Source organism: Rhizobium sp. 62_C5_N11_2 (assembly GCF_051811185.1).
In the GTDB taxonomy this organism is placed as follows: domain Bacteria; phylum Pseudomonadota; class Alphaproteobacteria; order Rhizobiales; family Rhizobiaceae; genus Rhizobium; species Rhizobium leguminosarum.
Map to the genome: position 1 here is coordinate 100,914 of NZ_JBPWPW010000006.1, position 25,291 is coordinate 126,204.

A 25,291-nucleotide genomic window follows, 5' to 3' on the forward strand; every position below is an offset into this window, starting at 1 on the left:
ATGCCTCCTGAAACGGAAAAACCCGGCGCGATGGCCGGGCTGTTTGAAAGAAGACCCGACCGCAACGGCGATCGGGTCAGGCTGATGGGATGCTGGTGAACCTACTCGGCCGCCGCGAGATGCTCGCCGTCCATGCCACTTTCGGTATCGCCGGTGCCATCGTCCGATGTTTCCGGCTCGTCGAGCAGGAAGGTCGGCAGGTCGGGGGCATCATCGGCGGTAGCGCCGCTTTCGCTGATGGCGTCGTCACTCGTCATGCGAAGCGGTTCCGGCAACCAACTGCTGCCTGTCATCAGCCGTTCGGCCTCGCGAGCCATGTCGGTCTTCTTGAGATGGCCGATCAGCTCCGCCGCCTGATCACCCTTGGCTTCTCGAACCGCCTGCAGGATCCGCGCCTTGGTGACACGGCCGAGATAGTTGTCGGCGGTCGGTGTCCAGCCGGCTTCCACCATGTCGAAACCGATCGAGCGGGCCAGCTGATCGGCATGAGCGATCGCCCGGGTCCGCTTGTTCCAGGGTTCGATGACCGCATTGACCGACAACGAAGCGCAATGGGCGAACAGAGCCTCCCGGCTGACCTCGTCGAGCCTGATCAGGAAATCCCAGAGATCGTTTGGATCCTTGGGAAGATCCTGGCCCCAGCCTTCGTGCCGCTGATCGATCTCTTTCGCCCAGACCGTATCGCCGAGGCCGGGCGTCTGGGCGAAGCGAGCGCTTTGCAGCGTCACCTCCAGGCATGAATCCGAGCCGTAGACGTAGAAGGTCTTCAGGACGAAGGCATGCAGGGCCGCAATGAAGGCGATGACAGGATCGTTCGCGAGTGCATTTCGCAAAGCGATCGTGCGCGCCGCTGTCAGATCGAGAATCAGGCGATCCGGAAGCGGCTTGATCGTTTCGTCCTCGTCGTCTGGTTGGGTGTCGTCGCCGACGGAGCCGGTCGTCGCCACGTCACCGCCATGATCGACAGCGTCGCCGACATCAGCCGAGGGATGAGCTTCATCCTTCGGTTCGTCCTCGGGCCGCACGAAGCCCCGTTCGATCTTGAGCTCGCCACCCACGCCGAGCGAGACAAAGAGACCGGCGCGGGCGACTTCCTGAGGATCGAATACGTAGGGGCGGTCGTTGAGCCGGTCGAGCTCGCTGCCGAGTTCCTCCAGCTTTTGTTCGGTCGCTTCCGAGTACTCATCTGCCTCTGAATATTCTGCGTCGAGCTTGTCGTACTCGGCACGGGTGGCATCGTAGAGCGTCAGTTCAGTTTCGGTCATTTCCGCCTGCTCGCCGTAGAAGCGGCGCAGACCGGACGTGTGACCGTAGGGAAAGTCGAAGGCCGCCTCGACCCACTTCCAGCCTTCGCTCAGGCGGATCGCCTCGGCGTCGGCCTTCAGCTTCTCCATCACGAGCTGCTCGAGCAGCGCCGGATCCTGCAGCCATCCGCCTTGATCCTGGTCGAACAGATCACGCATGGTGACGCCTCCCGCGGCCTCGTAGGCTTCGATGCCGACATAGACGGCACGGCGGTCGTTGGCGCGGATCGCGGTCTCCGTCAGCAAGCGCCGGATGTAATAGGGCTCCCGGCTATGGGAGCGAGAGACCGTATCCCAGACCTGCTCCTGGCGAACATGGTCGTTGGTGATCGAAAACGCCATGATCTGCTCCAGCGTCATCTCGTCTTCGGCATAAAGATCGAGAAGCCGCGGTGAGACGGAGGCGAGCCGCAGGCGCTGCTTGACTGTCGCCACGGAAACGAAGAAGCGCGCAGCGATCTCCTCCTCGCCAAGGCCCTGCTCGCGCAAGGTCTGGAAGGCGCGGAACTGATCGAGCGGATGAAGACTGACGCGCTGGACGTTTTCGGCGAGCGAGTCCTCGACTTCGAGCGTTTCGCCCTTGCTGACGATGCAGGGAACGCCTGCCGTCTTGGCCAGGCGCTTCCGCGCAACGAGGCGCTCGAGGGCGCGGTACCGGCGCCCGCCGGCCGGGATGCGGTAGATGCCGGTCTCGTTGCCATCGCCGTCGAGCTCGGGACGGACGTTGAGGCTGGTGAGCAGCCCGCGATGGGCGATGTCTTCCGCCAGATCCTCGATCGAGATGCCCGCCTTGATCTTGCGGACGTTCTGCTGGCTGAGCACCAGTTTGTTGAAGGGGATATCCCGGGCTGCACTCAGGGTGATTTTCTGGATGGCTTGTGCCATGTCAGTTTCTCCATGGCGGACCGGCCGGGAACCTCTCTCCAGCCTCCTAACCCGCCACAAATCCCCCTTCCCTCCTCTCCCTCTGCTCCGCTCCGCTACGCACGGTGTCTGCTCGCCGCGCGAAGCTTCTCCTGCGGCACCGGAGGCGCAAGTGGCGACCGACGATTGCTAACCGGTCGCTACATTCGGGACGGAGGCCCAAAATGAGGAAGACGGTCGTCGAGCTTCTGCTTTGCCGGCAGCCGCGCTCTAAGTAAGAAGCCGGCCTCCCCTTCGCTTCCTGAAACGAATCTCCCAAAGTTCGGGCCGCCTTGCAGAGATGTTTTGACGGACACAGCGGACTCCACATGACTCGTCTTCGTCGCCACACGACATTTCGCAAAAGTCCGCTTTAAGCGGACATTTTTTCAAATTTCTAAAGCGCGCTTGCTCCGCACTTTACTTTATGCCACTTTTGTCCGTCATGAACGAACAGAAACGCAAAAAATTAAAGTCCGTAATAGAAAAGGTCCCTGCCGGCTTCCTCGTGGACTCCGCATGGATGCGGAAAATGGAAATTCGCCGAAGCTCCACACATGACTACGTTCGCCGAAGCTGGCTCGAACCTGTTATTCACGGTGTTTATCGACGCCCTTCAACACGAGAGGGTGCAGCGGAAAAAATCACGGACTGGCGTATCGCTGTCCTTTCCGCACAGACGATCATGGACTACAAATTTCATGTTGGCGGCCGCACAGCACTCGCGCTTCAAGGCCACGTGCATTACCTCGCGCTCGGCGCGGCCGAAAACATCTTTGTCTATGGTAACGCACCCCGATGGCTGATTAGTCTTCCTACCAACGGTCTTGTCATCGCCCGCAGCACGCGCCTGTTCGATACGGCCGATCTCGGCGTCGAGCCATTGCCAACCGAGGCGGACCAAATCCTGAACCTACAGCGTTGGGCGATACAAGCCTCGACGCCGGAGCGGGCGGTTTTGGAAACGTTAGACGAACTTCCGGAAAACGAGAGCTTTCACAACATCGACGCAATCTTTGAAGGGTTGAGCAATCTGCGTCCGCGCCGCCTAACAGAGCTTCTGGCGGCTTGCACCAAGGTTCAGGTGAAGAGACTTTTTTTCGTCTTCGCCGACCGCCACAAGCACGCTTGGCTCAAGCACGTCGATCGTTCGGCCGTCGACCTGGGCAGCGGCGACCGCTCTTTCGTCAAGGGCGGGAAACTCCATCCAATCTATCGAATCACAATTCCCGAAGAATATCTACCCCGACAGACAGAGGGCGCCAATGGCCCGTGATCAATACATCTCTCAACTCAAGCTGCTCGTTCAGGTGCTGCCGGCTATTGCGGACGAACCCGCTTTCGCGCTGAAAGGCGGAACCGCCATCAATCTGTTCTATAGGGATCTTCCGCGCCTTTCGGTCGATATCGATCTCACCTACCTGCCACTCAAACCGAGAGAGGCGAGCCTGACCGACATCGACCAGACGCTGGATCGTGTCGCAGCCAAAGTTGAACAGATCAAGGACGTCCGGGCAAAGCGAATAGCCGGCGGCGGTGGTGGCGATACGCGTATCGAAGTTAGGCGCGGGCAAACGGCGATCAAGATAGAGACGTCCCCCGTCGCCAGAGGTACGGTTCATCCCGTCGAACGACGAAGGGTGAGCGAGCGAGTCGAAGACGAGTTTGGCTTTGCTGAAATGCAGGTTGTCGCATTCGAAGATCTTTTCGGTGGCAAGATGCATGCTGCAGTCGATCGCCAACATCCCCGCGACTTGTTCGATATCAAGTTACTCTACGAAAACGAAGGCATCAGCGATTTGCTGTTTCGGACTTTCCTGGTCTACGTGGCGAGCTCTGGACGTCCGCCACACGAATTGCTGGCGCCGAACCCGTCAGACATTTCCTACGTCTTCAATCAGGAATTCGAGGGCATGACGATCGAAAAAGTCTCGCTGGACGAATTGCTGCAGACCCGTGAGCGATTTCTCGCCGACATCCGCAAACGCCTCGACGACGCAGCCCAAAAGTTCCTGCTGTCTCTACACGACATCGAGCCGGACTTCGATACCGTCGGGCTGCCGGCTGCACTTGAGTTGCCGGCCGTACGATGGAAGCTTCTGAATCTGGAACGCCTTAAGAACGACAATCCGACAAAACACGCAGAGCAGCGTCGAGAAATCGAACGCCTCTTCAGCCGGTAATTGCGCAGCTCTGTTCACTTCGCACCCAGCGCTCGTCCGCACGGCGCCCGGAGCCATGACCTATGGATTTCAGCACTTATATTAGGCGCCGCCGAATCACCGAAGCATGGACTTGAGCCTGTCGTTCTCCTCGCGGAGCCTCATGACTAGGAGGCGTTTCAGATGGCGGTTTTCAGCCTCAAGAGCTGCCAGATCTTCGTCCGAACCGTGCTGAACTGACAGATCGCGGGGATGCTGGAGCAGCACCGGAACTTGTAGGATACGAGAGCGTCGTGTCGTCCCTCGAGATTTCGCAGTGCCTGTTGGCACTGATGCCGGTTGCTCCTGCGCGGACGGTCCGCCGTCGACCGTGTAATGCTCGCCAGCTATCGGCTCGGCAGCTTTGTCTGGCAAAGACATTGCGTCGGGACTGCCCGGAGAGCGCTCCACGTCAACCGAAGCATGCGAGGTGACCACAGCGGGTTCCACCGCGTCCGCGCCTGAAGGGGCTTGAGGCAGGTCAACCTCCGGCATGTTGCCGTCGGCCTCGACCGCGCGCGCCATCGCCCGCAAGTCCAGATTGCCCCATATCGACTTTGGTCGGGCCCCTGTATGGCGCCTGTTCATCTTGTATTCAACGACGAAATTGGATCGTGGTGTTCTCATATGCCGGAAGATTTGGTTGGGTGATGACGCCCACTGATCTAGTCAGTGGCGCTTTTTTAAAGGCCATCAAACGCCGAGGATGCATGGAAATCATTTGGAGAGTGCCGTCAGACCGCTAGCTCATCCCCAGTCTCTTCCGGAGAGCAGCGTTTTCCGCACGTAGTTTTTCAGAAAGCAGTTTTCTGAGCCGCCGATTTTCTTCCTCAAGCTGAATGAACTCGGCGAGCTCATCGTCCTCGGAAGCAGGTGCTGCCTGGATCTGCCCGACGTGCTGAGCCGTCGCTTTCTTCCATTGATAATAGGTCTGGTCGGAAATACCGGCGCTTTTAACGGCATCTTTCAAGGTTGCACCGCCAGCGACTTCCGCTTCGATCTGACCTATCCTTTCTAGCTTCTCCTGATCGCTGAGGCCGCGGGTTTTTGGCTTCACCGGTTTGGATGAGCCTACGCCGGGCTTTGCGGCAGTTGCGTTCTTGATCCTTGAAGCCTTTTTCGGCGCAGGCGGCTCAACTCCCGCCTTGCCGGTACCGTCCGGCTGAATCTGATTCTCTTCGTTAGGCATTGATCGTCCTCTGTGAATTACTGCTTTGTCGATCAGCTCAATCCAAGAGTCAACATTCAGGCCTGGGGCATGGAGAAACACACGAAATCAGCGATCACTTGGCTCATCTAGGCCGAACATCCATCCATCCGCCCCCGTTGATCTTGCCCCTCGCTAAGCTCTGCCCCGCGCGTTTCCCTGCCTGCAGGTGCGGCGATTACAGCCGCCCTCGCCTGCTAATGCCGGAATTGAAGCTGATCCATGAGGTCTACTCCGGCGAAGCTCTTGATCAACATGCCTGTCAAATTGATCGACGACGATCTGCTGCACATCCTTGCTTGGAGCAATCTCCAGAAGAAGTGGCACCGAATCCTTTTCCGGTACGAGTCCGCATGGTCGCGCCAAGTTCATCTCAGAAACAATTGGCCTACCGCCTTGCCGGCATTTTAGTTGTCCTAATCGGACCTATCTCGCCGGACGTCCGGCATCGTTGAAATAGAGTCTATCGCCGGCAACGATGCGCGCCTTGAAATGAAAACCAGGCTACAGGTCAATTGGCTGACCCCAAAAAATTGATGCTGCTTCAGTCGCCGCGCCCAGACCGGTTTTAAAACGTCGCGCCGGCAGACAGGAGGTCATAAACTCTGTACAGCAGTTAGGCGTGCCTAACTCGGCAATAGAAGCTCACGCGTTCGCGCCTTTTTCACTTGCCCTCGCGGCGGTAGATCTGCCCGGCACGTTACAGTTAGCTCAGCCCCCCGACCTGGAATGACCCCAGGGTCCTAAGACGGATCCAGTTAGGCGCGCCTAACGCCGGACATCAAGCCCAGTCAAAACTATCCCAGAAGCAGTCTCAGTCGTTGTCGATTGAAACCCCTTCCGGCATCCTGCCGACCCACGGACATGAGCAAGACCACGCGCCGCCAATCCATCACCTACTGTACTGTCAACGGGACTCGTCTCTGGCAAGGAGGTGTCCAAGAGCCAATCGGATTTGACCCAGCGGGTGCAACTCTGGTTTCTGCAGCCACGCTGCTGGGAAGCGTCGCGGACAAGTACCCGCTAACTCTGAGCGTCACCTGATTTCAAGTCGGCGAATAAACTGCCAACACGAGCCGGGTCGCCCATGGTTAGGCGCGCCTAACTGTGTCCCCATTGTTCGCCCTCAACTGTGCCATGACCATCGGCCCCAGTGAAAACTCGCCGCGTTCCCAGCGCCGCGAAAGGTCGCGCAGATAGCCTCCAGGAGAATTTATCAAGTTTGCTCTTTCGAGGATGCAAGCCATCGCTACAGCTGCGTTTTCGGGCCCCATCACCTGGCAGGCCTCTTGATAGGCTGACGGACTGACGCCCAGCATCGATCTGACCACAACCGCAGCTGACATCAGATCCCGCCAGCTTCCTATCGCACCGCCAGATCCATAGTCGCAAATCTGCGGGCAGGCCTTCATCACGATGCCAATCGGAAAGGATGCGTTCGCCGGGCGTCGTAGCAAGCTATTTCCACCGGACTTGCCCCCCTGCTCTTTTCTAGAGCTAGGTTCAAGTTCATTGATGGATTCGGGTTTTGAATTCTGTATGTGGCGCTCATCATGAGCAGCATTGGTGCTATTAAATTCTGTTTCTCCCTGAGTTTCCAGGCGGCTAACGACCTCGGCGTAAAGAAGCTGCATCTCGTCGAGCAAGTCGTCGACATCGGCGCGTGATGGGCTGCGCGGAATGCGTGCCGTCAGATCGAGATAGGTGTCTTCGATCGATTGCCAGTCTCCCTCCGCGCCCTCCTCGATGGCCGCGCTGATCAGCTTCCGGACATCTCTCCGATAGATGGTGAGCGTCTCCTTTGCCCTCCTAAAAGCGGTACGGGCTGCCACGACTTCCTGCGCCATCAGAGCAAGTTCCTCGGCGCGCGCAAGAAGAGGGGACAAATCGAAGCCGAAGGCAGTCTCAATCTCGCCGTGACTATCCTTCCGCGCAAATCGCTTGCCGTTGGCGCTGTCCTTCCGCACAATAAGACCCGCGTCCACGAGGATGGCCAGATGCCGTCGAAGTGTCGCTCCGGCAATGCCGTGGGCGCGCAGCGCCAGTTGGGCGTTTGACGGAAAGACCACCGTGGACTTGTCTTGCCGAAGCTCATTGCTCGGGTGGAACGTCAGGAGCGCGTCCAGGACGGCCACGCTGCGATCCTGCAGGCTAAGCGTTTCCCTGGCCTCCGCAACATCACGGAAGACCTTCCACTTATCGACGGACTTGCCTTGCTTGATCTCGGTCGCGGCCACCTGCCGTTTCACGAGGGCAAGCGTCATCGACCGCCGTCCAAACGGCGTCGTCACACTTCCCGTATGCATCGTCTTTTACCTTTCAGAAGGCAAAAGAAATACGCTCACCAAAACGGTGCCAAAGACTCTTGACGAAGATTCATGGAAATGCGATTCTCTGTCTTGCTACAGAACAGATGAGGGCTTCCACGACGGCAACGTTGAGGGGGCTCTTTTCTTTTGCGGGTTTCTCCGTGGTCTGTTGATCCGGTATGTTATTTCGACGAACGGTGCTTGCGGTAGAGACCCTCAAGCGTCTCCAGGACGAGCGCGGCGAACTCCGGCGCTTCCTTCCTGTCGATTGCAATTTCCAGTTTCCCATCCGTGCTGAGCACTTTCGCGAGACGCTTCCCGCTGTCGGTTGTCCACACGTCAGCACTCACCGGCGTCGACTGCGGTTTCAAATGTAGCACGAGCGACTTGAAGCGGGCCTCCGAGGGGAGGGCTTTGGCCTCGGCAGTGGCAAGGAAAATATTCGCCGCGTCAAGCGCGCCATCCTTGGTCAACAGGTCGGCAAGTTCAACCCAACTGCGGCGGCCGACCCCAGGGGCAGGGCCAATCGCATTAATCAGCTCCCTTGGGATCCTGACCACCACGGACAACATGTAGGAGAGATCACTCTTGTAGACGGACAGGGCTGCCATAATGACATCCCTTGAGAAACGCTGCTGGAGATTGTCTGCAAAGAGAGCTTTCTCGATATAGGTCAGATCCTGCCGCTCGTTGTTTTCCTGGCCTTGCGCCACGACGAGCTGCTCGTCGGTCAATTCGCGAACGATCGCCCGGACCTGCTTCTGAAGAGCCTGAACGGCCTGCAGGCGACGATGCCCAAACGCGACCTGATAGCGTCCACTCTGCTCCGGATGAGGGCGCACAAGGATAGGCACCTGCTGTCCGCTTTCCTTTATGGAGGCGATCAGCCCGTCGATATCGCCGGGCATACGATCTTGCACGAAGGAAGGCTCAATATCGGCCGGGTCAATCTCAATGACGGTCTGCCCCTCGGCTAACCGCCGCTCGATCTCATCGGCTCGAGCCTGCCGCGCCTTCTCTTCACGAATGGTAGTGCCGACTTGTTTGACGAGCTTGTTGTCGGCAGAACCGTCCTCCGGCTGCGCGGTAGACGAGAGCAGGGGACGGCCTTGGGTTTTTGTCGGGCGAGCGGCATCCACCGCGACAAGATTAAGAAGGTTTTTCCGGCTCATGCAGCTCTCCCCCAAGACTTCTTGATCAGGGTCTCGATTTCCTCGTTGACGTTGTTCATCGCTTCGAGGGCTCGGTCGTATGTGGTGCGCGTAAACTGACCTCGTTCGACCTCATAAAGGGTCTGGTTGGTCAATCCTGCGTCCGAAACGGCTGTCGTTTTAAGCATCGGGAAATTCAGAACATGCGAACCGAAGATCGATCGCAGATACCCGACCATCTGATTCTGCGGCCCATCAGCTGGCTCGAAGCGCGTGATCAGGTAACGCAGCCACGAAAAATCCACATTTCCTCCGGCAGTTGCGACCTCGCGAAGAAGATCAGCAACCATCGCCAGGAACTGGTTCATCGACATCACGTCAAGCATCTGGGGGTGAACCGTCACGATCACCGACGTTGCCGCGGTGAGGGCAGACAAGGTGAGATAGCCAAGTTGCGGCGGGCAATCGATGACGACGATATCGTAATTGCTTTCGACTTCGTCCAACACCTGGCGAACGCGTTCAAAGAACATCACGTCACCTGCCTGCCGCTTCATCAGCGCACGCGGCGTGTCATGCTCAAATTCCATGAGTTCCAGATTGCCCGGGATCAGATGCAGATCCGGAATATAGGTCGATCGAATGATCTCCTGAATTGGCCGGCGCTCATCATCATAGCGAATGGCTCCATACATCGTCTCGTTCGAGCCGACATCTAGTTCGGGTTGGTTGCCGAAAAGAGCCGAGAGGCTTGCCTGAGGGTCCAAGTCGAGCGCCAGAACCCTATAGCCACGCAATGCCAAAAATTGCGCCAAGTGCGCGGCCGTTGTGGTCTTGCCTGAGCCGCCCTTGAAGTTCATGACGGAGATGACCTGCAGTGCTTCGCCATCACGCCTGTGAGGCAAATACCGCCTATCAGCCCGGCCAACACGGTCGAGGTGCCGGCGGATCTTGTCGATATCTTCTACGGAATAAGAGCGGCGGCCACCGGCAGTTATACTAACTTCAAGATCCTCAATATCGTTGGATACCTGCCGGAGATAGACTTCCTTGACACCGACGAGCTTGGCCGCTTCAGATGGCTGAAAGTGGCGAATCCCTTTCTCCGCGACAGGCGGGAAGGTGCTCAGATGGTGGGCTTGGAGCTGTGTCGCCAGCGCCGAGGAGTGCCGCTCGATCAGATCGACCAACGTATCTTGTGCCGCAATTTTCTGTTCAGCCGTCCGCTTCATTGTCAGCCCGATTTTCCAAAACAGCGCTTTGCGGCGTTCAACTCGATTTACACCGCTGTTGCACTAAGCCTCGATTCTGTCGGCGCGGCAAGCTATTTATGGTAAACAAAATCTTAACGAAGCTACTGGTTTCACAAGACAAATAGCCGAACCGCGAGTAATCACCAACTGAAACAAGCATTTGGGACAAGCGGCCTCCCTGGACCTTGCTGTTGAGAATCCTGGGCAGAGAACTCACTATGAGTAATCAAAGGCGCCTGGATAACTTCAAAGCGAGCGAATCGCTCCCGGAGGAGGGCTGCCATTCTTTGCCGTTCGCACAGGCTACAGCATTCTAGCGGCTCGCCCGCTCCGACGCGTCGCGTTGTTGTAGTAGGTAGAGGCCTGCTGTACTGAGCGGTGCCGTGACTGATCCATCGCTTCCGGAAGGGGTATTCCGCGATTGGCAGCTTCCGTCAGGTATCCCGATCGCAGCCCATGCGCCGAAAACTCCCCGACCTCCAGCCCTGCCATCTTCACCCGCCGCTTGACGATATCATTGACCACCTTCGGGTCGAGCGCTCGGCGCGAAACATGGCCCCAGCGATCGATCGCCCGAAACACACTGCCACTGTCGATTTTTGAAGCCGTGAGCCAGGCATTCAAAGCCTCCACCGGCCGGCCGGTCAGATAGACGATCTCGTCCTGGCCGGCGCCGGAATTTTTGGTGCGGCCCAGATGGATGGACAGAGAGGGAAGGGGAGGGCCGTCCTGGACCGCAACCGGCGGCTCGACCGTCAGCTGTTCTGTTCGCAAGTTAGCCACTTCGCTGCGCCGGCGGCCGCCGGAGGCAAAGGCGACCATCAGGATCGCCCGATCGCGAAGATCACGCAGGTTGTCGCCGCTGCAGGTCGCCAGCAATTTGGCGAGCACGTCTGATGTGACCGCCTTGGCGCTCTTGCGGCGGCGTGGCCGCGGCACAGCGCGCACGGCCAGCCGGAGCGCCGACTTCAAGGCAGGGGAGGCAAAGGCGCCCTCGAGGCCGCGCCACTTGGTCAGCGTCGACCAGTTGGCCAGCCGCCGGCGCACGGTGTCCGGCGCGTGCGGTCCGGCAGCCCGCAGAAAGCCGCCGTCCCGCAAGACATGGTCGACGTCAATCGGCATGCCATGTTCCGGATCGTTTTCGCGGCGCTGCGGATCCCACAGATGATGGGCCACAAACTTCAGCAGCAGCGCTTCCGGCGCCGGCCAGGGCAGGGGATTTCCGGTGGCGGCCATGGCCCAGGCCTCGAGGTAGGCGAGGTCGGACGTCAGCGCCCGAAGCGTATTGTCGCCCATGCCTTGGTTGACCAGATGGCGGAGCGTCTCAATGTCCTGATCGGTCAGCAGCTCGGCGAGCTTGTCGCGGCGGTCCATCGGCAGCACCGCGGCGATGGTGTCGAGCGCCTCGGCGCGCCAGGCGATGGCGTCTGCAGTCGGGGCAAGATTGTCCAAAGAGCCTCCTGGAGCGGCAAACGCAGGCTGTCGGAACGGCGGTTCGGCCGCCCGATGATGGTGTTTTCGCTGATTTGCGGCCTGGAATCAATCACTTCCGATAAGAGGTACTTATCGATGGTTATAGGGTCAACCCGCGATCGTACCATGTGGGAAACTCTAATATTCAGATAGAGTTCCTTTATCAAATCATTTACCATGATTTCAATGGCTTATGATCTCACGAAAATCAGCATATCCACCTTGATGCGGCCGGCCTTCGACGCCGGTATCTGTGGCTTTTACTTCCCGATTTCAATTGAAGCGGCAAGCTGAAAATCTGGCACCCAATTTTGACTTAACGGCTTCACGTCGGTAGGGGAGGGCGCGCTTCAAAGCCCGGAGGCCATTACCAGATTGACGAGAAAGCGGTCGCGTCGCCGCTGATATTTCCGCGTTATCTCCGTGCTGGCGAGCCCGAACTGCTTCTGGGCATAGCGCTCATCGACCTCGGCCGTGGAGGCAAGACCGCGTGCAGCGGATGCTGAGATTTTTTCCTGCGCTTTCAGCTTCACTCGGTTGGTCCTCGGTCCCGAAGAAGCAGTGATCACTCCGGTGTGGATCACTGTCATAAAACTGTCATAAAACATCGCAGGCAATTGAGATAGAAAAGAAAATTTGACACGCTCAATTGTCATGACGTCAGAGAAACCAGGCAGCCCGCCCGCGGCGGGCAAATCACCGACGCTGCTCCAGCAGCTTGCTCGAACTCCGAACAAGCTGTTCGGAAAAGCGTTTGGCCAGCAATACGGTGCTCTCTGCTTTCGCTACAAGGAGGGTGGTCCCGAGATCGAGATCCTGGTCATCACCTCGCGCGAAAGTCGGCGATGGATCATTCCCAAAGGATGGCCAATGAAGGGCAAGAAGCCCTACGAGGCAGCCGCTATTGAAGCATGGGAGGAAGCCGGCGTGCGCGGTAAGGCAGAAAAGAGGCCAGTAGGCCACTATACCTACCTGAAAGAACTCGATGACGGCAATGTGGCCCCCTGCATCGTGGCGATGTTTCAGATTGAAGTGACGGAGATCAAGACCGATTTCAAAGAGCGCGGGCAACGCGTTTTGGACTGGGTGAGCCCGAGCGAGGCGGCGAGGCGCGTTCGCGAAATTGAGCTGAAATCCCTGCTGGTCAACTTCAAGCCGAATGCGAGCAAAACCCGCGGCTGACACCTTCGCGGTCGATAGCATGTTCCAGGTCGGAAGGTCCGAATGCGTCGGTCGGAGCAGTTGATGCCCGCTGGCGCCGTCCGCGCCCGTTATCTACGAAACTGAGAGCAGCCTGCCGAGAAATTGGCTCATATTGGGCGTGATTCAGAGCCCGGACGCCTTGGTGAGATTGGTGCGGAAGCGGTCGCGCCGCCGCTGATATTTGCGGGTCATCTCGGCCGAGGCGTGGCCGAGTTGTTTCTGAACGTAGCGCTCCTCGATGTCGGCCGAGGAGGCAAGGCCGGCGCGCAGCGAGTGCCCTGAGAACAGCAACTCACGTTCCCCTTCCGGCAGGTCGGAACGGACGCCGGCGGCGAGTGCGGTCCGCTTGACCAGGCGGGCGACATGCTTGTCGGAGAGCCGCTCGACGTCGACGGTCTTGTTATCCTTGAAGATGCGCCGGAACAGCGGGCCTCTGGCGATCCGGCCGAAGCGAATCCAGCTTTCGAGGGCAGCAACGGGGCAGGTCTGGTCGGAAGCGCCGCGACCGACCTCGACCTCGCGCCATCCGGTCTTGCCGCGCAGCGTTACCAGAACGCCCTGGTTGGGAAAAATCTCGATCCAGCCATGGCCGTCGCTATCGTCGTCGCGGACAACATCGAGCCCGACGATCTCGGAGCGCCGTAGGCCGCCGGCGAAGCCCAGCAGCAGGATGGCCCGGTCGCGCAGACCCCTCAGATCATGGCCAAGGGTGTTGACCATCGCCTTGATGTCGTCGCCCAGCACGGCCTCTTTCTGCCGTGGCGGCGTTGCGTGCTTGCGGCGAATGCCGGCGAGTACCGTCGCAATATGCCGATCGGAGCGATCCATCGGCGCGCCGCGCTGGGTAAAGTTCCAGCCCAGGCCGGAGAGACGCCGCTCGATCGTCGCGACCGAAAGGCGAGGGACTCCGCGCTTTGGATCGCCGGCAGCGGTGCCCGAGGCAGTGCCTGATGCACAGGCGCCAATGTAGAGGCCGATGACCTGGCTCGACGGCGGCAGCGGATCAAAACCTTCGCGACGGCACCAGGCGGTGAAGTGGCGCCAGTCCTTGGCGTAGGCGTGGCGGGTGTTTTCGGAACTGGCGGCGTTGGCGTAGGCGGTGGCGGTCGCGACCAGGGCCTCCAGCCGCGCCGGGACGTGGGGTGTCGGGACACCAGGTGTCGGCTGCGGGGCGAGCGTCGCCGGCGGGGCGGGGGGTGGTGCCCCCATTTCCATGACGAGATCGACATCGTCGGAAGGATCGCGATCGGCAAAATCGTCGATTTTGGGCGTGTTTGTCGGGGGCTGTTGCATGATTGGGAGGCTATCAGAATATGTCCGGTAATGGAAGGTTACCGGACATAAAATGGAGGCGACGGGCGGTGCGGTTTAGGCGAAATCTGTTGGTATAAACCGCGCGCCGCGATTAAGCTCTCGGCATGGATTCGCGCCTCCGCTCACCGCTCACCACCCCAGTCCCGCCGGCGGCCCGTGCCTCCCTTGCCGGCTTGGGCGACCGGGCGCGCTACGATTTGAGCGAGGCGGACGCCGCCTTCGTCGCCGAAGGCACGGGACCAGTCTGTTGTGACGCGTGGTCAGCGGCTAGCAACGACCGCCACGCCAGCGCCAATCATGACGCCACCGGCGGCTCGGTTCACCCTCCGCACGATGCATGCGCTGCGCAGAAGCCTGCGAGCTCGGGTGGCAAGGATCACATGCCCGCCGATGACCAGCACTTCAACGACGAGGATCACCGCTGCCAGCGCTCCGAGATGGCCGAGCGTCAATGAAGCGCCTACGACATTCGGCAACAGCGCTACATAAAACAGCGGCATTTTTGGATTGCCGAGGTTAAGAGCAACGCCGGTCGCAAAAACCGTGGTCAACCCACGCCGGCCGCTGACAGGCTGCAATTCGGGGACAACAGGCTCGGCCGTCCAGAGTTTCACGCCCATCCAGATCAGATAGGCAGCCCCTGCATAGCGCAGGACGATCATGACGATGCCCATCTCGGCCGCGAGAAACGAAAGGCCGAAGGCGGCGAGTGTAAGAAAGATCAGGATACCGACGACAGTTCCCGCGCCATAGGCGATGCCAGACGCCGCGCCGTTGGAAATCGTGCGTGCGACAATGGTCATGTTGTCCGGGCCGGGACTGGCGGCGAAGACGAAGAATGCCGCCGCGAAGGCGAGTAAGGTCGAAATGTCCATTGAACCCCCGAAATGTCGATTGATCTCGGGAATTCAGAATAACTGATTTGCGGCGGCACGATAGTCGGAAAATCAGGGATGGGGGGCAGGGAGCCCATCCTCCACGGCGCGCGGCAAGGATTTAGGTGTCGTTGGAAACGCCGTCTCGGGTCGCCAGCCAAGTGCGGTCTATGCACACGATGCGCGCGCCTCTCAATGCCGCCTTCATGGCGACCATGCTGCTCGGCGGCGCGGCCTATTCCCTATGGGATTGGACCGGCACGTGCGCGTTCGGTGCGATCTCGGCCGCACTGGCATTTGTCGCTGTCGCGCTGACCATGATCGCGATGCGATAGCGGCCTTCTTGACGGCCACGGCAATTCAGTCCATGGTGATGATACAGACCTGTCTCATCACCATGGGTTTTTGCCATGCCATCACCAGTCGCCTCCGATAAACGTCGGCACATCATCGAAACCGCCTATGCCCTATTCAAGAGCAACGGTTTCCACGCAACCGGTATCGACCGCATCATCGCCGAGGCGGACGTGGCCAAGATGACGATGTATCGCCATTTCCCCAGCAAGGACGGACTGATCGTCGAAGTGCTGCGCTACAGGACGGACCGGTTCAACGCTCAGCTCGACGACCTCGCGGCACAGGTGGCAACGCCGGAAGAGAAGATCGCCACCATCTTCGACTGGTATGAACGCTGGTTTCGCAGCCCGGAATTCCACGGTTGCCTGTTTGCGCATGCGCTGGCCGAATTCGGCGATGCCGGGCATCCGGTCTTTGAGGCTGTTGCCGGGCACAAAGACGGGCTGAAACGACGTCTGCGCCAAATTCTCGATGAGACAATGCCTGCGGATCGGGCTGAAAGTGCGGCCGCCGCGCTCTTCATGCTTCTCGAAGGAGCAACCCTGTTGGCGCAGATGGGGCAGGGGGACGCTGCCATGCGTGACGTCCGCAAGGCGGCGTCCAGCATCATTGCCATGCCGGACGGGTCTCGATGAGCGCGACCGTCATCGCGCTCGCGCTCTTTGCGGCGGTCCTGCATGCGACATGGAACGCCTTCCTGCGCTCGGGCGCAGACCGGCTTTGGACGGTGACGGTCATGGGCCTGGCGATGGCATTGATCGCCATCCCCTTCGCCGCAATCTTTCCTCTTCCGCCTTCCGGGGCATGGCCGTATCTCATCCTCTCCTCCTGTCTCCAAGTTGGTTACAGCGTCTTTCTGGTTTCGGCCTACCGGCATGGCGAACTGGGGCAAGTCTATCCCATTGTTCGCGGCAGCGTGCCGCTGCTGGTGACACTTGGCGGACTGGTGTTTGCCGGGGAACATCTGACCCTGCTTGCGATGGTCGGGGTCGTTCTCGTCGCACTCGGTATCATGAGCCTTTCTCTGGGCCGGACGCGAGCTTCGACGCCATCCATTCTATTTGCGCTGCTGACCGGCCTGTTCATCGCCAGCTATGCCACGGTCGATGCGATCGGTGTGCGGATCTCCGGCAACGCAAGCACCTACGCGATCTGGATCTTCCTGATCTATGGCGCCTTGATGTCGGCAACCTATGTCGCCATGCGCGGAAAACTCACGCTGGAGCTTCGCTCGCCGGAGACCTGGAAGGCAATCGGCGGCGGCATGGTGTCGCTCATTGCCTACGGCGCCGTGATCGCGGCCTTCGCCCTAGGCCCGGCCGGACCGATCACGGCACTGAGGGAAACCAGCGTGGTGTTCGCCGTGCTGATCGGGCGGGTATTTCTCGGCGAGGCGCTGACGCTGCGGCGCGTCACGGCCTGCGCGATCGTCGCGCTCGGCGCCGTCTTCCTCGGCTCTTCGTGACAAACCGAGTGATCCGCATTTCAACCTCCAAACAAAGGCGCCGTCCCATGAACATATCCATGTTGATCGGCATCGCGGCCGCCCTGTTCGCGGCCTTCGCGTGGTCGCTGAATTTTGTCGTCCCTTTCGTCATCGGCGATTATTCAGTCTTCGATTTTGCAGTATTCCGGTTTGTGATCTCCGGCGCCGTCGGACTTGGCATTCTTGCCCTAAGAAGGGAGGCCGCCCGAGATTTGAGCGTCCACGACCTGCTGATGGCACTCTGGCTCGGGTTCATCGGCTATGTCGGTTATTTCCTGACAGTCGTGGGCGCGGCCATCTTTGCAGGCCCGGTGATCGCGCCCGCGTTTCTGGGGCTGGTGCCGGTGGTGCTGGCGGTTACTGGAAACCTGCGTCAGAGAACCGTCTCCTGGAATGTCTTGTTCCTGCCTCTCATGCTGGCAGCACTCGGCCTTTGCCTCGTCAACATCAGCGTCTTCGACCGGGGAAGCATAGCGACGACACAGTCGCTGGTGATCGGCATTCCGTTGGCGGTCGCGGCCGTGACCCTATGGACATGGTTCGCCCTTCTCAACCAGAGTGCACTTGCGAAGCGCCCGAACGTGGATTCGGGCGTCTGGACAGCGCTTATCATGGTCAGTGGCGGGCTGGAGATGCTGGCGTTCGTGCCGGTCGGTGTGGTGATGGACGTGTTCGAGATGCCCAGGCTCGGCCTCGGCTGGAATGTTGCGGCACCACTTTATGTCTGGGGAACCTCTCTGGCGATCCTGGCATCCGTCGGCGGGGCCACGGCCTGGACAATCGCCGCACAACGGTTGCCCGTCGTGCTTTCCGCTCAATTGATCGTGTCGGAAACAGTCTTCGGAACGCTCTTCGGACTGGTAGCCCAGGGCCGTTGGCCGACGTTGACGGAAGCCGGCGGGATTGCGGTCCTAACCGCCGGTGTCGTCGCAGCGATCCGCGCTTTTTACGGTGAGCCTAAATTGACTGCGGCAATTGTGTCTCAACCTGATGTGGCAATGTAGTTGCCCGTCGCCATCGCCTGCCCGAGATCGACTCTTGCGGCGCCAGACCCCCGGGCGTCGGTGCTTCGGCGGCGCTCAATCGCCGGGCGTTATCGTCAGCCAATCGACGGCCGATGCTGAAGCCGAGTTGCCGTGCAATCGTCACTGACAACTGGAGCTCGTTCGGCGTGGACTCGCGAGGCTCTGCAAAATAGGTCATGAACTTGCCGATGACCTTGTCATCGATCGTCAGCGGAATAAACGCAAAGGCGCGAATGCCTTCCTGCAGGATGGTTGCCGTCAGAGCTTCCGGTATGTCAGCCGTTTGAACGTCGCCGATGAAGATCGGCTCGGCATTTTGATCGCCCGGGCGCCATGGCGAGTGTCCGTCGACGGCCTGCCGATAGGCGGCAGACAGGTTTCGCCAAGCGACAAACCGCATGATCCCATGGTCGTCGAAGCGGAGGATCGATGCCCTGGCGCAACCCAGTCCATCGGCAATTGCATCCAGAGACGCATCATAGACATCACCCATCGAACGCGCGCGATAGAGGCGGTCGGTAAAGCGATACAGCACACTCTGCTCGTGGGCCTGCCGCGCGAATTGTTCCGCGGTGCGAGCGTGCTGGTCCCTAATCTTACGGCGAGCGCCAAGAGACCCTGCCGGCTTATCCAACAAACATCGCACGCAGACGGGCCATAAGACTTTCCGGCTGGTCAACATGCTTTGCCCGGATATAGCTGGCGGTCGTCTGAGCGCTTACCGTCGCGCCGAAATGGCAGTAGCAGACGATACGGTGCAATTGCTTGTCAGACAGTTCGAAGAACCGTTTAGCCTCTCCGTAAGTGTCGTTTTTCATCCCGGCTGCGCGAAGGACAGGATCGTCGAAGGCGACCGAGATCGCCGAGTTGTTGCAGCGCAACACGGCGCGCACCGCGCGCGGCTGATATTCGGTTTCGTGCAACGTCGAGAGAAGCCGCGGCGGATCCGCTTCGAGGAGTTCCGCCCAGCGTTGGAGTCGCTCGTCGCGCGGCATGACGGGATGAGGATAATCCTGGATCCTGGCAAGATTCTGCAGTTGATCGAATTCATGGTGCTTCATGTCGCCCTCCATTGAGACGCGTAATGCTCAGACCACGACAGAAGTGTGAACCAAACCTATGCCCAGGTCCAGTCATTATGCCCGGTGAAAAGGGGAGGTGAAGCTGACCGGCCGCGCCAAATCGCTCTTCAGACGGAACTGCGCCCGATGACGGAAGAAATGCCGGCAGGTCGTGCAGAGGGGCGAAATCCTACCTAGCCGCCAACAAAAACCTCGGAGTTCACCCAATCGACAGTTGTTAGCGTTTGAAAATTGCGACATAGGAGAGTACATTATCGTGTCGATCGCTTCCGGTGCCACCGGGAGTCCAAGCGTCCAAAACCACGCCTGGCCTCTCCAGGAGCATGATGATCATGATACAGCGACTAACCTTCGCCGGTATCGCGCTGCTGGTAGCGATACTTCTGATTGTCGAAGTGCGAATGCAGTTCGACGCCGGCGAGAGCTTGCTAGCCATGGTCACGCGGTGATCTGCCGATTGGCGCGACCTGCACGTGCGAGAAGACCGCCTTTGTCTTTGGATGCGTTCTTCTGCCTTCTGATTTTCACCTTTTTCCCTCCTGTTCGAGGAGGTCCTCGAAGTCCTCCGCTTGGTTACTACTGTCCGGAACGGCCGGCTCTGGGGGGGCGGGATCCTTAGACAAATTCGCGGATCGCTTTGATCACTGCGTCCGGCGCGCTGAGATTGGGGCAATGACCGGTTGCGTCCAGGATAACCAGTTTGCTGTTGGGAAGCTGCCGGTGAACATACTCGCCGACGCTGACCGGAGCGATAACGTCATCCTTGCACTGCAGCACGAGCGCCCGCGCATCGAGGCCCGCCAGATCCTCGCGGTTGTCGGACATGAAGGTTGTGCGGGCAAAATGTTTGACGATCTCTGGATCGGTCCGGCAGAAGCTGTTGGTCAGTTCCTGGCCAAGTTCCGGCCTGTCGGGATTGCCCATGATCGCCGGCGCCATGGCCGCGGACCACCCCATATGATTGCTGTCGAGAAAAATCCAGCAGTTCCTCGATCTGATCCGCGCTGAAGCCGCCAGTATAGCCGTCGTCGTCGATGTGGCGCGGCGACGGGCCGACCAGCACGACGCATTCGAAGAGCTCCGGAGCCTTCTTCGCGGCCAGGACGCCGATCATGGCGCTGACCGAATGTCCGACGAAAATCCCGCCTTTGATATTCAGCACCCGCCCAATCTCGACAACATCGTCGGCATAGCCGTGCAGGTGGCTGTACTTGGCCGCAGAGAATGCCGACAGATCTGACCCTCCAGCGCCGACGTTGTCAAACAGGACCGTCCGGAAGCTGTCCTCGAAAGCGGGGGCGATGAAACGCCACATATTCTGGTCGCAGCCGAAGCCATGGGCGAACATCATCGAGCGCGTTCCCTGGCCCGCGATCTTCACGTTATTGCGGACGAGTACCGACATCAAGCATCCTCTGGTCCTAGCAATTCCTGATCGTTTCAATCCGACCCTAAAGCATCTGGCGCATTGACGATGTCCAAGTTGTCAAGAAAGACGACTTGAGCAAGGAACCTTTTGGCTCGCGCTCGCGTTACAATGTGTTCTTCTGAATCGGTAAACCAAGATGCATTGAATTTTGCGTCGCTGGCATTTGATTTTGCTGCGCCTCGCCGAAGCAGAAGCATCCGTTTGAACCAGGGGGCCAAATGTCGAACGTCGAGGAATTTCCGAACGCCGCGCGCAGGCTAACTGAGTACGAAGCCCTCATAGCTGCCGCGCCCACCGTGCTCGAAGCGATTCCAGGTGCTGTCTATGTGTGCGACCACGACGGATGGCTTGTGCGTTTCAACAACGAAGCCTCGAAACTATGGGGAAGGGCTCCCCCAATTGATGAGGCGAAGCACCGCTTTTGCGGATCCCATCGCTTGTTCCGCCTGGACGGCACCCCGCTTTCCCCCGACGACTGCCCGATGGCCGAGGCCGTAAAGACCGGCGTGGCGACACAGAATGCTGAAGTCGTGATGGAACGGCCGGACGGCTCTCGAATCATTGCCCTTGTGAATATCCGCCCGTTGCGGGACCACCGCGGCCGGATCCAGGGAGCCGTCAACTGCTTCCAGGACATTTCCGAGCGCAAGGCATTGGAAGGTGAAGTGCGAAGCCGGGCCGCGGAGCTCGACGATTTCTTCGAAAACAGCGCGATAGGTCTTCACATCGTGAGCGGTGAAGGCATTATCCTGCGCGCCAACAAGGCAGAGCTCTCCTTGCTCGGCTACGACGCGGACGAGTATGTCGGACGGCACATCGCGGAGTTCCACGCGGATGCGCCCGTTATCGGCGATATCCTGCACCGGCTCTCTTGCGGAGAAAAGCTCGATCGCTATCCCGCGCGGCTGCGGGCCAGGGACGGGTCGGTCAAGCATGTGCTGATCACGTCTAACAGCCGCTTCGACGGCGGGAAATTCATCAACACTCGCTGTTTCACAACCGATGTCACGAGCCTTCATGAAGCCCAGGGCGCGCAGCGCGAGAGCGAGGAGCGCCTGGCGGCCACCTATGAAGCCGCAACTATCGGCATCGCCGAAGCGGACGCGGAGGGCCGGCTGCTTCGCGTCAATGACGCCGTTTGCAAAATGTTGGGACGCTCCCGCGACGAGCTCCTGAACATGACGTTCTTCGACTACACGCACGTGGATGACCGTCAGCACGATTCCGAGCTCTACGCGCAGCAAATCCGCGGCGAAATCAACCATTACTCCGTGCGCAAGCGCGCGGCGCGACCAGACGGCGCGCTGGTGCATCTCGACGTTTATGGATCCTGCGTACGGGATGCCTCCGGCAAATTTCGCTACGGGGTCCGGGTGATCCAGGATGTGACGGAAGCCAAGCGGATGGAGGACAAAATCCTTCAGAGCGAACGTCACATGCGCGAGCTGCTCGAGGCACTGCCAGCCGCAGTCTACACGACAGACGCCGCCGGAAGGATCACATTTTTCAACCAGGCAGCGGTCGACCTGGCGGGACGGACGCCGCGACCGGGAGAGGAATGGTGTGTCACCTGGCGTCTCTATAATCCGGATGGGACACCGCTGCCACACGACCAGTGCCCTATGGCCGTCGCGCTCAAGGAAAATCGGCCTGTCCGGGGGATAGAAGCGGTCGCGGAGCGCCCGGACGGCACACGTGTCCCGTTTATCCCCTACCCGACACCCCTGCACGACTCCGACGGCAGGCTGGTGGGTGCAATAAACATGCTGGTTGACGTGACCGAGCAGAAAAAGGCCGAAGAGTATGCCGGGCGTCTTGCCGCGATCGTCGAGTTCTCCCACGACGCTATCGTCAGCAAGGACACGAATGGCGTTATTCAGACCTGGAACAAGGGGGCGGAACGTCTATTCGGATACGAAGCGGCGGAGGTCATAGGCAAGCCGGTCAACATTCTGATTCCACCGGATCGCCAGGACGAAGAGCCAGAGATCCTCGATCGCATCCGACGGGGCGAGCGTGTCGCACCCTACGAGACCGTACGCGTGCGTAAGGACGGGAGCCTGCTCGATGTTTCGCTGACGGTCTCGCCCCTTAAGGATGGTCGCGGCAAGGTGATCGGAGCATCCAAGATCGCCCGGGATATCACCGAGAAACGTCGTCATGAAAAGCGCCGGCAGTTGCTGGTCAACGAGCTCAACCATCGGGTGAAGAACACACTCGCGACGGTTCAGTCTCTGGCCGCACAGTCCTTTCGCGGGGAGGCACATACGCCCGCTTTCCGTCAGTTCGAAACTCGGATTATCGCATTGTCCAGGGCCCATGACGTGCTGACGCGCGAGGACTGGGAAGGGGTCGACCTCAACGAATTGATCGCTCGGACGATCGCGCCGATCTGCGTCCGGCCTGAGGAGAGGGTTAAGATTTCGGGTCCTGCCTTGCGTCTCAAGCCCAAACTCGCTCTCTCGCTATCGATGGCTTTTCACGAACTTTGCACCAACGCAGCAAAATACGGCGCCCTTGCGAACGAGACGGGGCACATCGAGATTCACTGGCAAGTCGTCGGGGCGGAGGGAGAGCGCCGTCTCCAATTGCGCTGGGGGGAGATTGGTGGGCCGGAAGTCCAATCACCGACCCAGAAAGGCTTCGGTAGCCGCCTTCTCGAGCGTGCGCTCCAACGCGAATTCGATGCACAGGTAACGCTCTCATTCGAGCCGAGCGGGGTCGTGTGCGAAATCGCAATGCCAGTGACATGATTGTTTTGCCATAGCGGCTCGTTTGAAAGGATGGAAGCGATGAGCCTTTTGGCAAAAAAACTTCGCGTGCTTGTGGTCGAGGATGAGGCGCTCATTGCCTTCTTTATTGAAGACACGTTGACAGAGATGGGCCATGAGGTTGGCGCTGTGGCATCTCGGATGCAGGAGGCGCTTGACGCTGCACGGACAGGCACATTCGACCTGGCGATCATCGACGTCAATCTGGATGGAAAGCCGAGTTATCCGATTGCCGACGTTCTGAAGGAGCGTGGCATCCCATTCGTGTTCGCGACGGGTTATGGCGCCGGTGGTCTGGATCCCAAGTTTGCGGGCACGCTCGTTCTCGCCAAGCCATTTGCAATGGCCGATATCCAGAGTTTGTTGCAGCAGGTCTCGGCGGATGGACCGCTAGTCAATGCGCAGCCGTGACCCAAGCTAGTGCGACTTTTCCTATGATGTCGCCCGATGATGGAGAAAAAATGAGAAGGCTCACCTAGTTGGACATTTCCTCCCTCATCGGACTTGGTTGCTTCACCATCGCTTGTTTCCTCGCGGCGCTGACGAGCGCTTGGTTTCGTCCGGGCGAATGGTACGAACAATTGAAAAAGCCACGATGGCGTCCGCCGAACTGGCTTTTCGCCCCAGTGTGGACGGTCCTCTATTTAATGATCGCCGTTGCCGGGTGGCTGGTCTGGCGAGAAGTCGGCTTCGCCGGCGCGGGATTGCCGCTGGCAATATACGCAGTGCAGCTTATTCTCAATGCTGCCTGGACACCGCTCTTCTTTGGCCTACATCGCCCCGACCTTGGCTTCGTCGACATCGTCCTGGTTTGGTTATCCATCGTCGCAACCATCATACTTTTTTATCCGATCCACTTCGCAGCCGCGCTACTACTTGTGCCTTATCTTATATGGGTGACGTTCGCGACCGCGCTGAATTTCGCAGTGTGGCGCTTAAATTTGGTGGGGGACGTCTCCAGGCGGTTGACCGAGCCGCCAACCTCATGACTTCAGACACGCGCCAGCTCGGCGTCATTCTTGCGGCGTCTGCCCATGCCTTCATCCCCTCATATCAAGAGATCTGCTGGAAATCGAGATGGCGCCATTCCTGTCCAACGTCTGAACGCGCGCGTGAATGCGCGGGATCGCTGTAACCCACCCTATAGGCGATCTCGGTCATACTGTGACGACCTTCGCGGATCAGTCGGATCGCCTCACTTCGCCGGGTCTCATCGAGCATTTCCTCAAATTCGACGCCGCAACATTTAAGACGCCTCTGCAGGGTACGGGCTGATATGCGGCACACGACGGCCATCCACCTTCTCAAGGCGGGTGTTGACATCGCCACCATCAGTCAATGGCTTGGCCACTCGGGGCTGAACGTAACGATGCGCTACGCGCGGGCCGATATCGATATGAAGCGGCAAGCGCTCGAACAAGTCTTTCCCGACGTGATGTCATCGGCAAAAGATCAGACGATCATCGCTCATGATGGCGGGATATTAGGCTGGCTGCGCAGCTTGTAGACGCTCAGTTATGTGGAGTTGTATCGTGGGAAGTCGCGCGTCTGCGGATTCTTGCGGTGTCAGCTCCACATCTCTGCGCAGTGCACGTTAATCGAGGATAAGCAGGTCGGTCTTGGCGAGTGATTTGAGAATCCGGCCATATCGCCCGTCACCCCTTGCAAGGGCGAGCGTGGCGAACAGCCGGGGAACCCGGTGGTAGGCGACGGAGAAATCCTCGCGGCATGCTTTGTGGCCGAGTTCGTAGGCAAGCCAGCTTTTGCCAACACCGGCTGGCCCGGTGATGAGAAGGCTGTGGTGCTTTCTGATCCAGTCGCAGCCGGCAAGCGCCATGAACAGGTTGCGATCGGGGCCGCGTGCTGCACGAAAGTCGGCATTCTCGATCTTTGCATCATGACGCAGCTTGGCAGCCCTCGCGCGGGCTTCGAAGCGCTTCTGGCGGCG

23 protein-coding genes and 3 pseudogenes are annotated in these 25,291 nt (G+C 59.3%); 11 read left to right on the plus strand and 15 right to left on the minus strand.

Annotation, left to right across the window (positions count from 1 at the left end; all coding sequences use genetic code 11):
* Positions 1-101 precede the first annotated feature (101 nt).
* Positions 102-2,189, minus strand: a complete 2,088-nt coding sequence (locus AB8B31_RS35225) for a ParB/RepB/Spo0J family partition protein (RefSeq protein WP_439007718.1) — start codon at positions 2,187-2,189, stop codon at positions 102-104.
* A gap of 463 nt (positions 2,190-2,652) precedes the next feature.
* On the opposite strand from AB8B31_RS35225, the gene AB8B31_RS35230 reads away from it, so the two are divergent.
* The gene (locus AB8B31_RS35230; protein WP_064696323.1) at positions 2,653-3,483 is read left to right on the plus strand and encodes a type IV toxin-antitoxin system AbiEi family antitoxin; all 831 of its coding nucleotides are present in this window, start codon (positions 2,653-2,655) and stop codon (positions 3,481-3,483) included.
* Positions 3,473-4,390 carry a nucleotidyl transferase AbiEii/AbiGii toxin family protein gene (locus tag AB8B31_RS35235; protein ID WP_439007719.1) on the plus strand — a complete coding sequence of 306 codons (918 nt, stop codon included), beginning with the start codon at positions 3,473-3,475 and terminating at the stop codon, positions 4,388-4,390. Before AB8B31_RS35230 ends, AB8B31_RS35235 begins: the two co-directional genes overlap by 11 nt.
* Before the next feature lie 96 nt (positions 4,391-4,486).
* Here the strand turns inward: AB8B31_RS35235 and AB8B31_RS35240 are convergent, their stop codons facing one another.
* The 7 genes and pseudogenes from AB8B31_RS35240 to AB8B31_RS35270 all read right to left on the minus strand — a co-directional run.
* The gene (locus AB8B31_RS35240) at positions 4,487-4,933 is read right to left on the minus strand and encodes a hypothetical protein (protein ID WP_439007720.1); all 447 of its coding nucleotides are present in this window, start codon (positions 4,931-4,933) and stop codon (positions 4,487-4,489) included.
* A gap of 217 nt (positions 4,934-5,150) precedes the next feature.
* The gene (locus AB8B31_RS35245; protein ID WP_439007721.1) at positions 5,151-5,597 is read right to left on the minus strand and encodes a transposase; all 447 of its coding nucleotides are present in this window, start codon (positions 5,595-5,597) and stop codon (positions 5,151-5,153) included.
* Between the two features lie 1,109 nt (positions 5,598-6,706).
* Positions 6,707-7,921, minus strand: a complete 1,215-nt coding sequence (repC, locus tag AB8B31_RS35250; RefSeq protein ID WP_439007722.1) for a plasmid replication protein RepC — start codon at positions 7,919-7,921, stop codon at positions 6,707-6,709.
* A gap of 185 nt (positions 7,922-8,106) precedes the next feature.
* Positions 8,107-9,096 carry a plasmid partitioning protein RepB gene (gene repB, locus AB8B31_RS35255; protein WP_439007723.1) on the minus strand — a complete coding sequence of 330 codons (990 nt, stop codon included), beginning with the start codon at positions 9,094-9,096 and terminating at the stop codon, positions 8,107-8,109.
* Entirely contained in the window at positions 9,093-10,307 is a 1,215-nt protein-coding gene (gene repA / locus AB8B31_RS35260) for a plasmid partitioning protein RepA (protein WP_064696190.1), read from the minus strand. The genes repB and repA overlap by 4 nt, the downstream gene beginning before the upstream one ends.
* A 324-nt stretch (positions 10,308-10,631) precedes the next feature.
* On the minus strand, positions 10,632-11,780 hold the full coding sequence (locus tag AB8B31_RS35265; RefSeq protein ID WP_439007724.1) for a site-specific integrase: 1,149 nt from the start codon (positions 11,778-11,780) through the stop codon (positions 10,632-10,634).
* A 371-nt stretch (positions 11,781-12,151) separates the two neighbouring features.
* Positions 12,152-12,292 (minus strand): annotated as a pseudogene (locus AB8B31_RS35270) (integrase); the annotation flags it as partial.
* Between the two features lie 163 nt (positions 12,293-12,455).
* Here AB8B31_RS35270 and AB8B31_RS35275 point away from each other — a divergent pair.
* A complete protein-coding gene (locus AB8B31_RS35275) occupies positions 12,456-12,983 on the plus strand; it encodes an NUDIX hydrolase (protein WP_112849313.1) in 528 nt (175 codons plus the stop codon).
* 144 nt (positions 12,984-13,127) lie between these two features.
* Here the strand turns inward: AB8B31_RS35275 and AB8B31_RS35280 are convergent, their stop codons facing one another.
* Positions 13,128-14,297 carry a tyrosine-type recombinase/integrase gene (locus tag AB8B31_RS35280; RefSeq protein ID WP_112840514.1) on the minus strand — a complete coding sequence of 390 codons (1,170 nt, stop codon included), beginning with the start codon at positions 14,295-14,297 and terminating at the stop codon, positions 13,128-13,130.
* Between the two features lie 281 nt (positions 14,298-14,578).
* The gene (locus AB8B31_RS35285; RefSeq protein ID WP_112840513.1) at positions 14,579-15,193 is read right to left on the minus strand and encodes a LysE family translocator; all 615 of its coding nucleotides are present in this window, start codon (positions 15,191-15,193) and stop codon (positions 14,579-14,581) included.
* Positions 15,194-15,363: 170 nt separating this feature from the next.
* On the opposite strand from AB8B31_RS35285, the gene AB8B31_RS35290 reads away from it, so the two are divergent.
* From AB8B31_RS35290 to AB8B31_RS35305, 4 genes are all read left to right on the plus strand, one after another.
* Positions 15,364-15,528 (plus strand): hypothetical protein, encoded by a 165-nt coding sequence (locus AB8B31_RS35290; RefSeq protein ID WP_162710713.1) that lies wholly within the window; start codon positions 15,364-15,366, stop codon positions 15,526-15,528.
* A gap of 75 nt (positions 15,529-15,603) precedes the next feature.
* On the plus strand, positions 15,604-16,185 hold the full coding sequence (locus tag AB8B31_RS35295) for a TetR/AcrR family transcriptional regulator (protein WP_439007725.1): 582 nt from the start codon (positions 15,604-15,606) through the stop codon (positions 16,183-16,185).
* Complete coding sequence (locus AB8B31_RS35300; RefSeq protein ID WP_112840511.1) at positions 16,182-17,015, plus strand: DMT family transporter; 834 nt, start codon at positions 16,182-16,184, stop codon at positions 17,013-17,015. Before AB8B31_RS35295 ends, AB8B31_RS35300 begins: the two co-directional genes overlap by 4 nt.
* A gap of 47 nt (positions 17,016-17,062) precedes the next feature.
* Complete coding sequence (locus AB8B31_RS35305; protein WP_112849404.1) at positions 17,063-18,040, plus strand: DMT family transporter; 978 nt, start codon at positions 17,063-17,065, stop codon at positions 18,038-18,040.
* On the opposite strand, the gene AB8B31_RS35310 is transcribed toward AB8B31_RS35305, so the two are convergent.
* From AB8B31_RS35310 to AB8B31_RS35320, 3 genes and pseudogenes are all read right to left on the minus strand, one after another.
* Positions 17,994-18,743, minus strand: coding sequence for a GAF domain-containing protein (locus AB8B31_RS35310; RefSeq protein WP_439007726.1), 750 nt, complete (start codon positions 18,741-18,743; stop codon positions 17,994-17,996). The two genes, AB8B31_RS35305 and AB8B31_RS35310, sit on opposite strands and share 47 nt — an antisense overlap.
* Complete coding sequence (locus tag AB8B31_RS35315; RefSeq protein WP_112840521.1) at positions 18,688-19,122, minus strand: hypothetical protein; 435 nt, start codon at positions 19,120-19,122, stop codon at positions 18,688-18,690. Before AB8B31_RS35315 ends, AB8B31_RS35310 begins: the two co-directional genes overlap by 56 nt.
* Positions 19,123-19,824: 702 nt before the next feature.
* Positions 19,825-20,548, minus strand: a pseudogene (locus tag AB8B31_RS35320) (alpha/beta fold hydrolase); the annotation flags it as partial.
* A gap of 242 nt (positions 20,549-20,790) precedes the next feature.
* Between AB8B31_RS35320 and AB8B31_RS35325 the strand changes: the two are divergent.
* The 3 genes from AB8B31_RS35325 to AB8B31_RS35335 all read left to right on the plus strand — a co-directional run bounded on the left by AB8B31_RS35325 (position 20,791) and on the right by AB8B31_RS35335 (position 24,332).
* The gene (locus AB8B31_RS35325; RefSeq protein WP_112840508.1) at positions 20,791-23,325 is read left to right on the plus strand and encodes a PAS domain S-box protein; all 2,535 of its coding nucleotides are present in this window, start codon (positions 20,791-20,793) and stop codon (positions 23,323-23,325) included.
* A 30-nt stretch (positions 23,326-23,355) separates the two neighbouring features.
* On the plus strand, positions 23,356-23,754 hold the full coding sequence (locus AB8B31_RS35330; protein WP_439007727.1) for a response regulator: 399 nt from the start codon (positions 23,356-23,358) through the stop codon (positions 23,752-23,754).
* Between the two features lie 68 nt (positions 23,755-23,822).
* On the plus strand, positions 23,823-24,332 hold the full coding sequence (locus AB8B31_RS35335) for a TspO/MBR family protein (protein WP_439007728.1): 510 nt from the start codon (positions 23,823-23,825) through the stop codon (positions 24,330-24,332).
* A 64-nt stretch (positions 24,333-24,396) separates the two neighbouring features.
* Here the strand turns inward: AB8B31_RS35335 and AB8B31_RS35340 are convergent, their stop codons facing one another.
* Entirely contained in the window at positions 24,397-24,675 is a 279-nt protein-coding gene (locus AB8B31_RS35340) for a helix-turn-helix domain-containing protein (RefSeq protein WP_439007729.1), read from the minus strand.
* Between AB8B31_RS35340 and AB8B31_RS35345 the strand changes: the two genes are divergently transcribed.
* A complete protein-coding gene (locus tag AB8B31_RS35345; RefSeq protein WP_439007730.1) occupies positions 24,620-24,850 on the plus strand; it encodes a tyrosine-type recombinase/integrase in 231 nt (76 codons plus the stop codon). The genes AB8B31_RS35340 and AB8B31_RS35345 overlap by 56 nt on opposite strands.
* A gap of 90 nt (positions 24,851-24,940) precedes the next feature.
* Here the strand turns inward: AB8B31_RS35345 and AB8B31_RS35350 are convergent.
* Positions 24,941-25,291: pseudogene (locus AB8B31_RS35350) on the minus strand (ATP-binding protein); the annotation flags it as partial.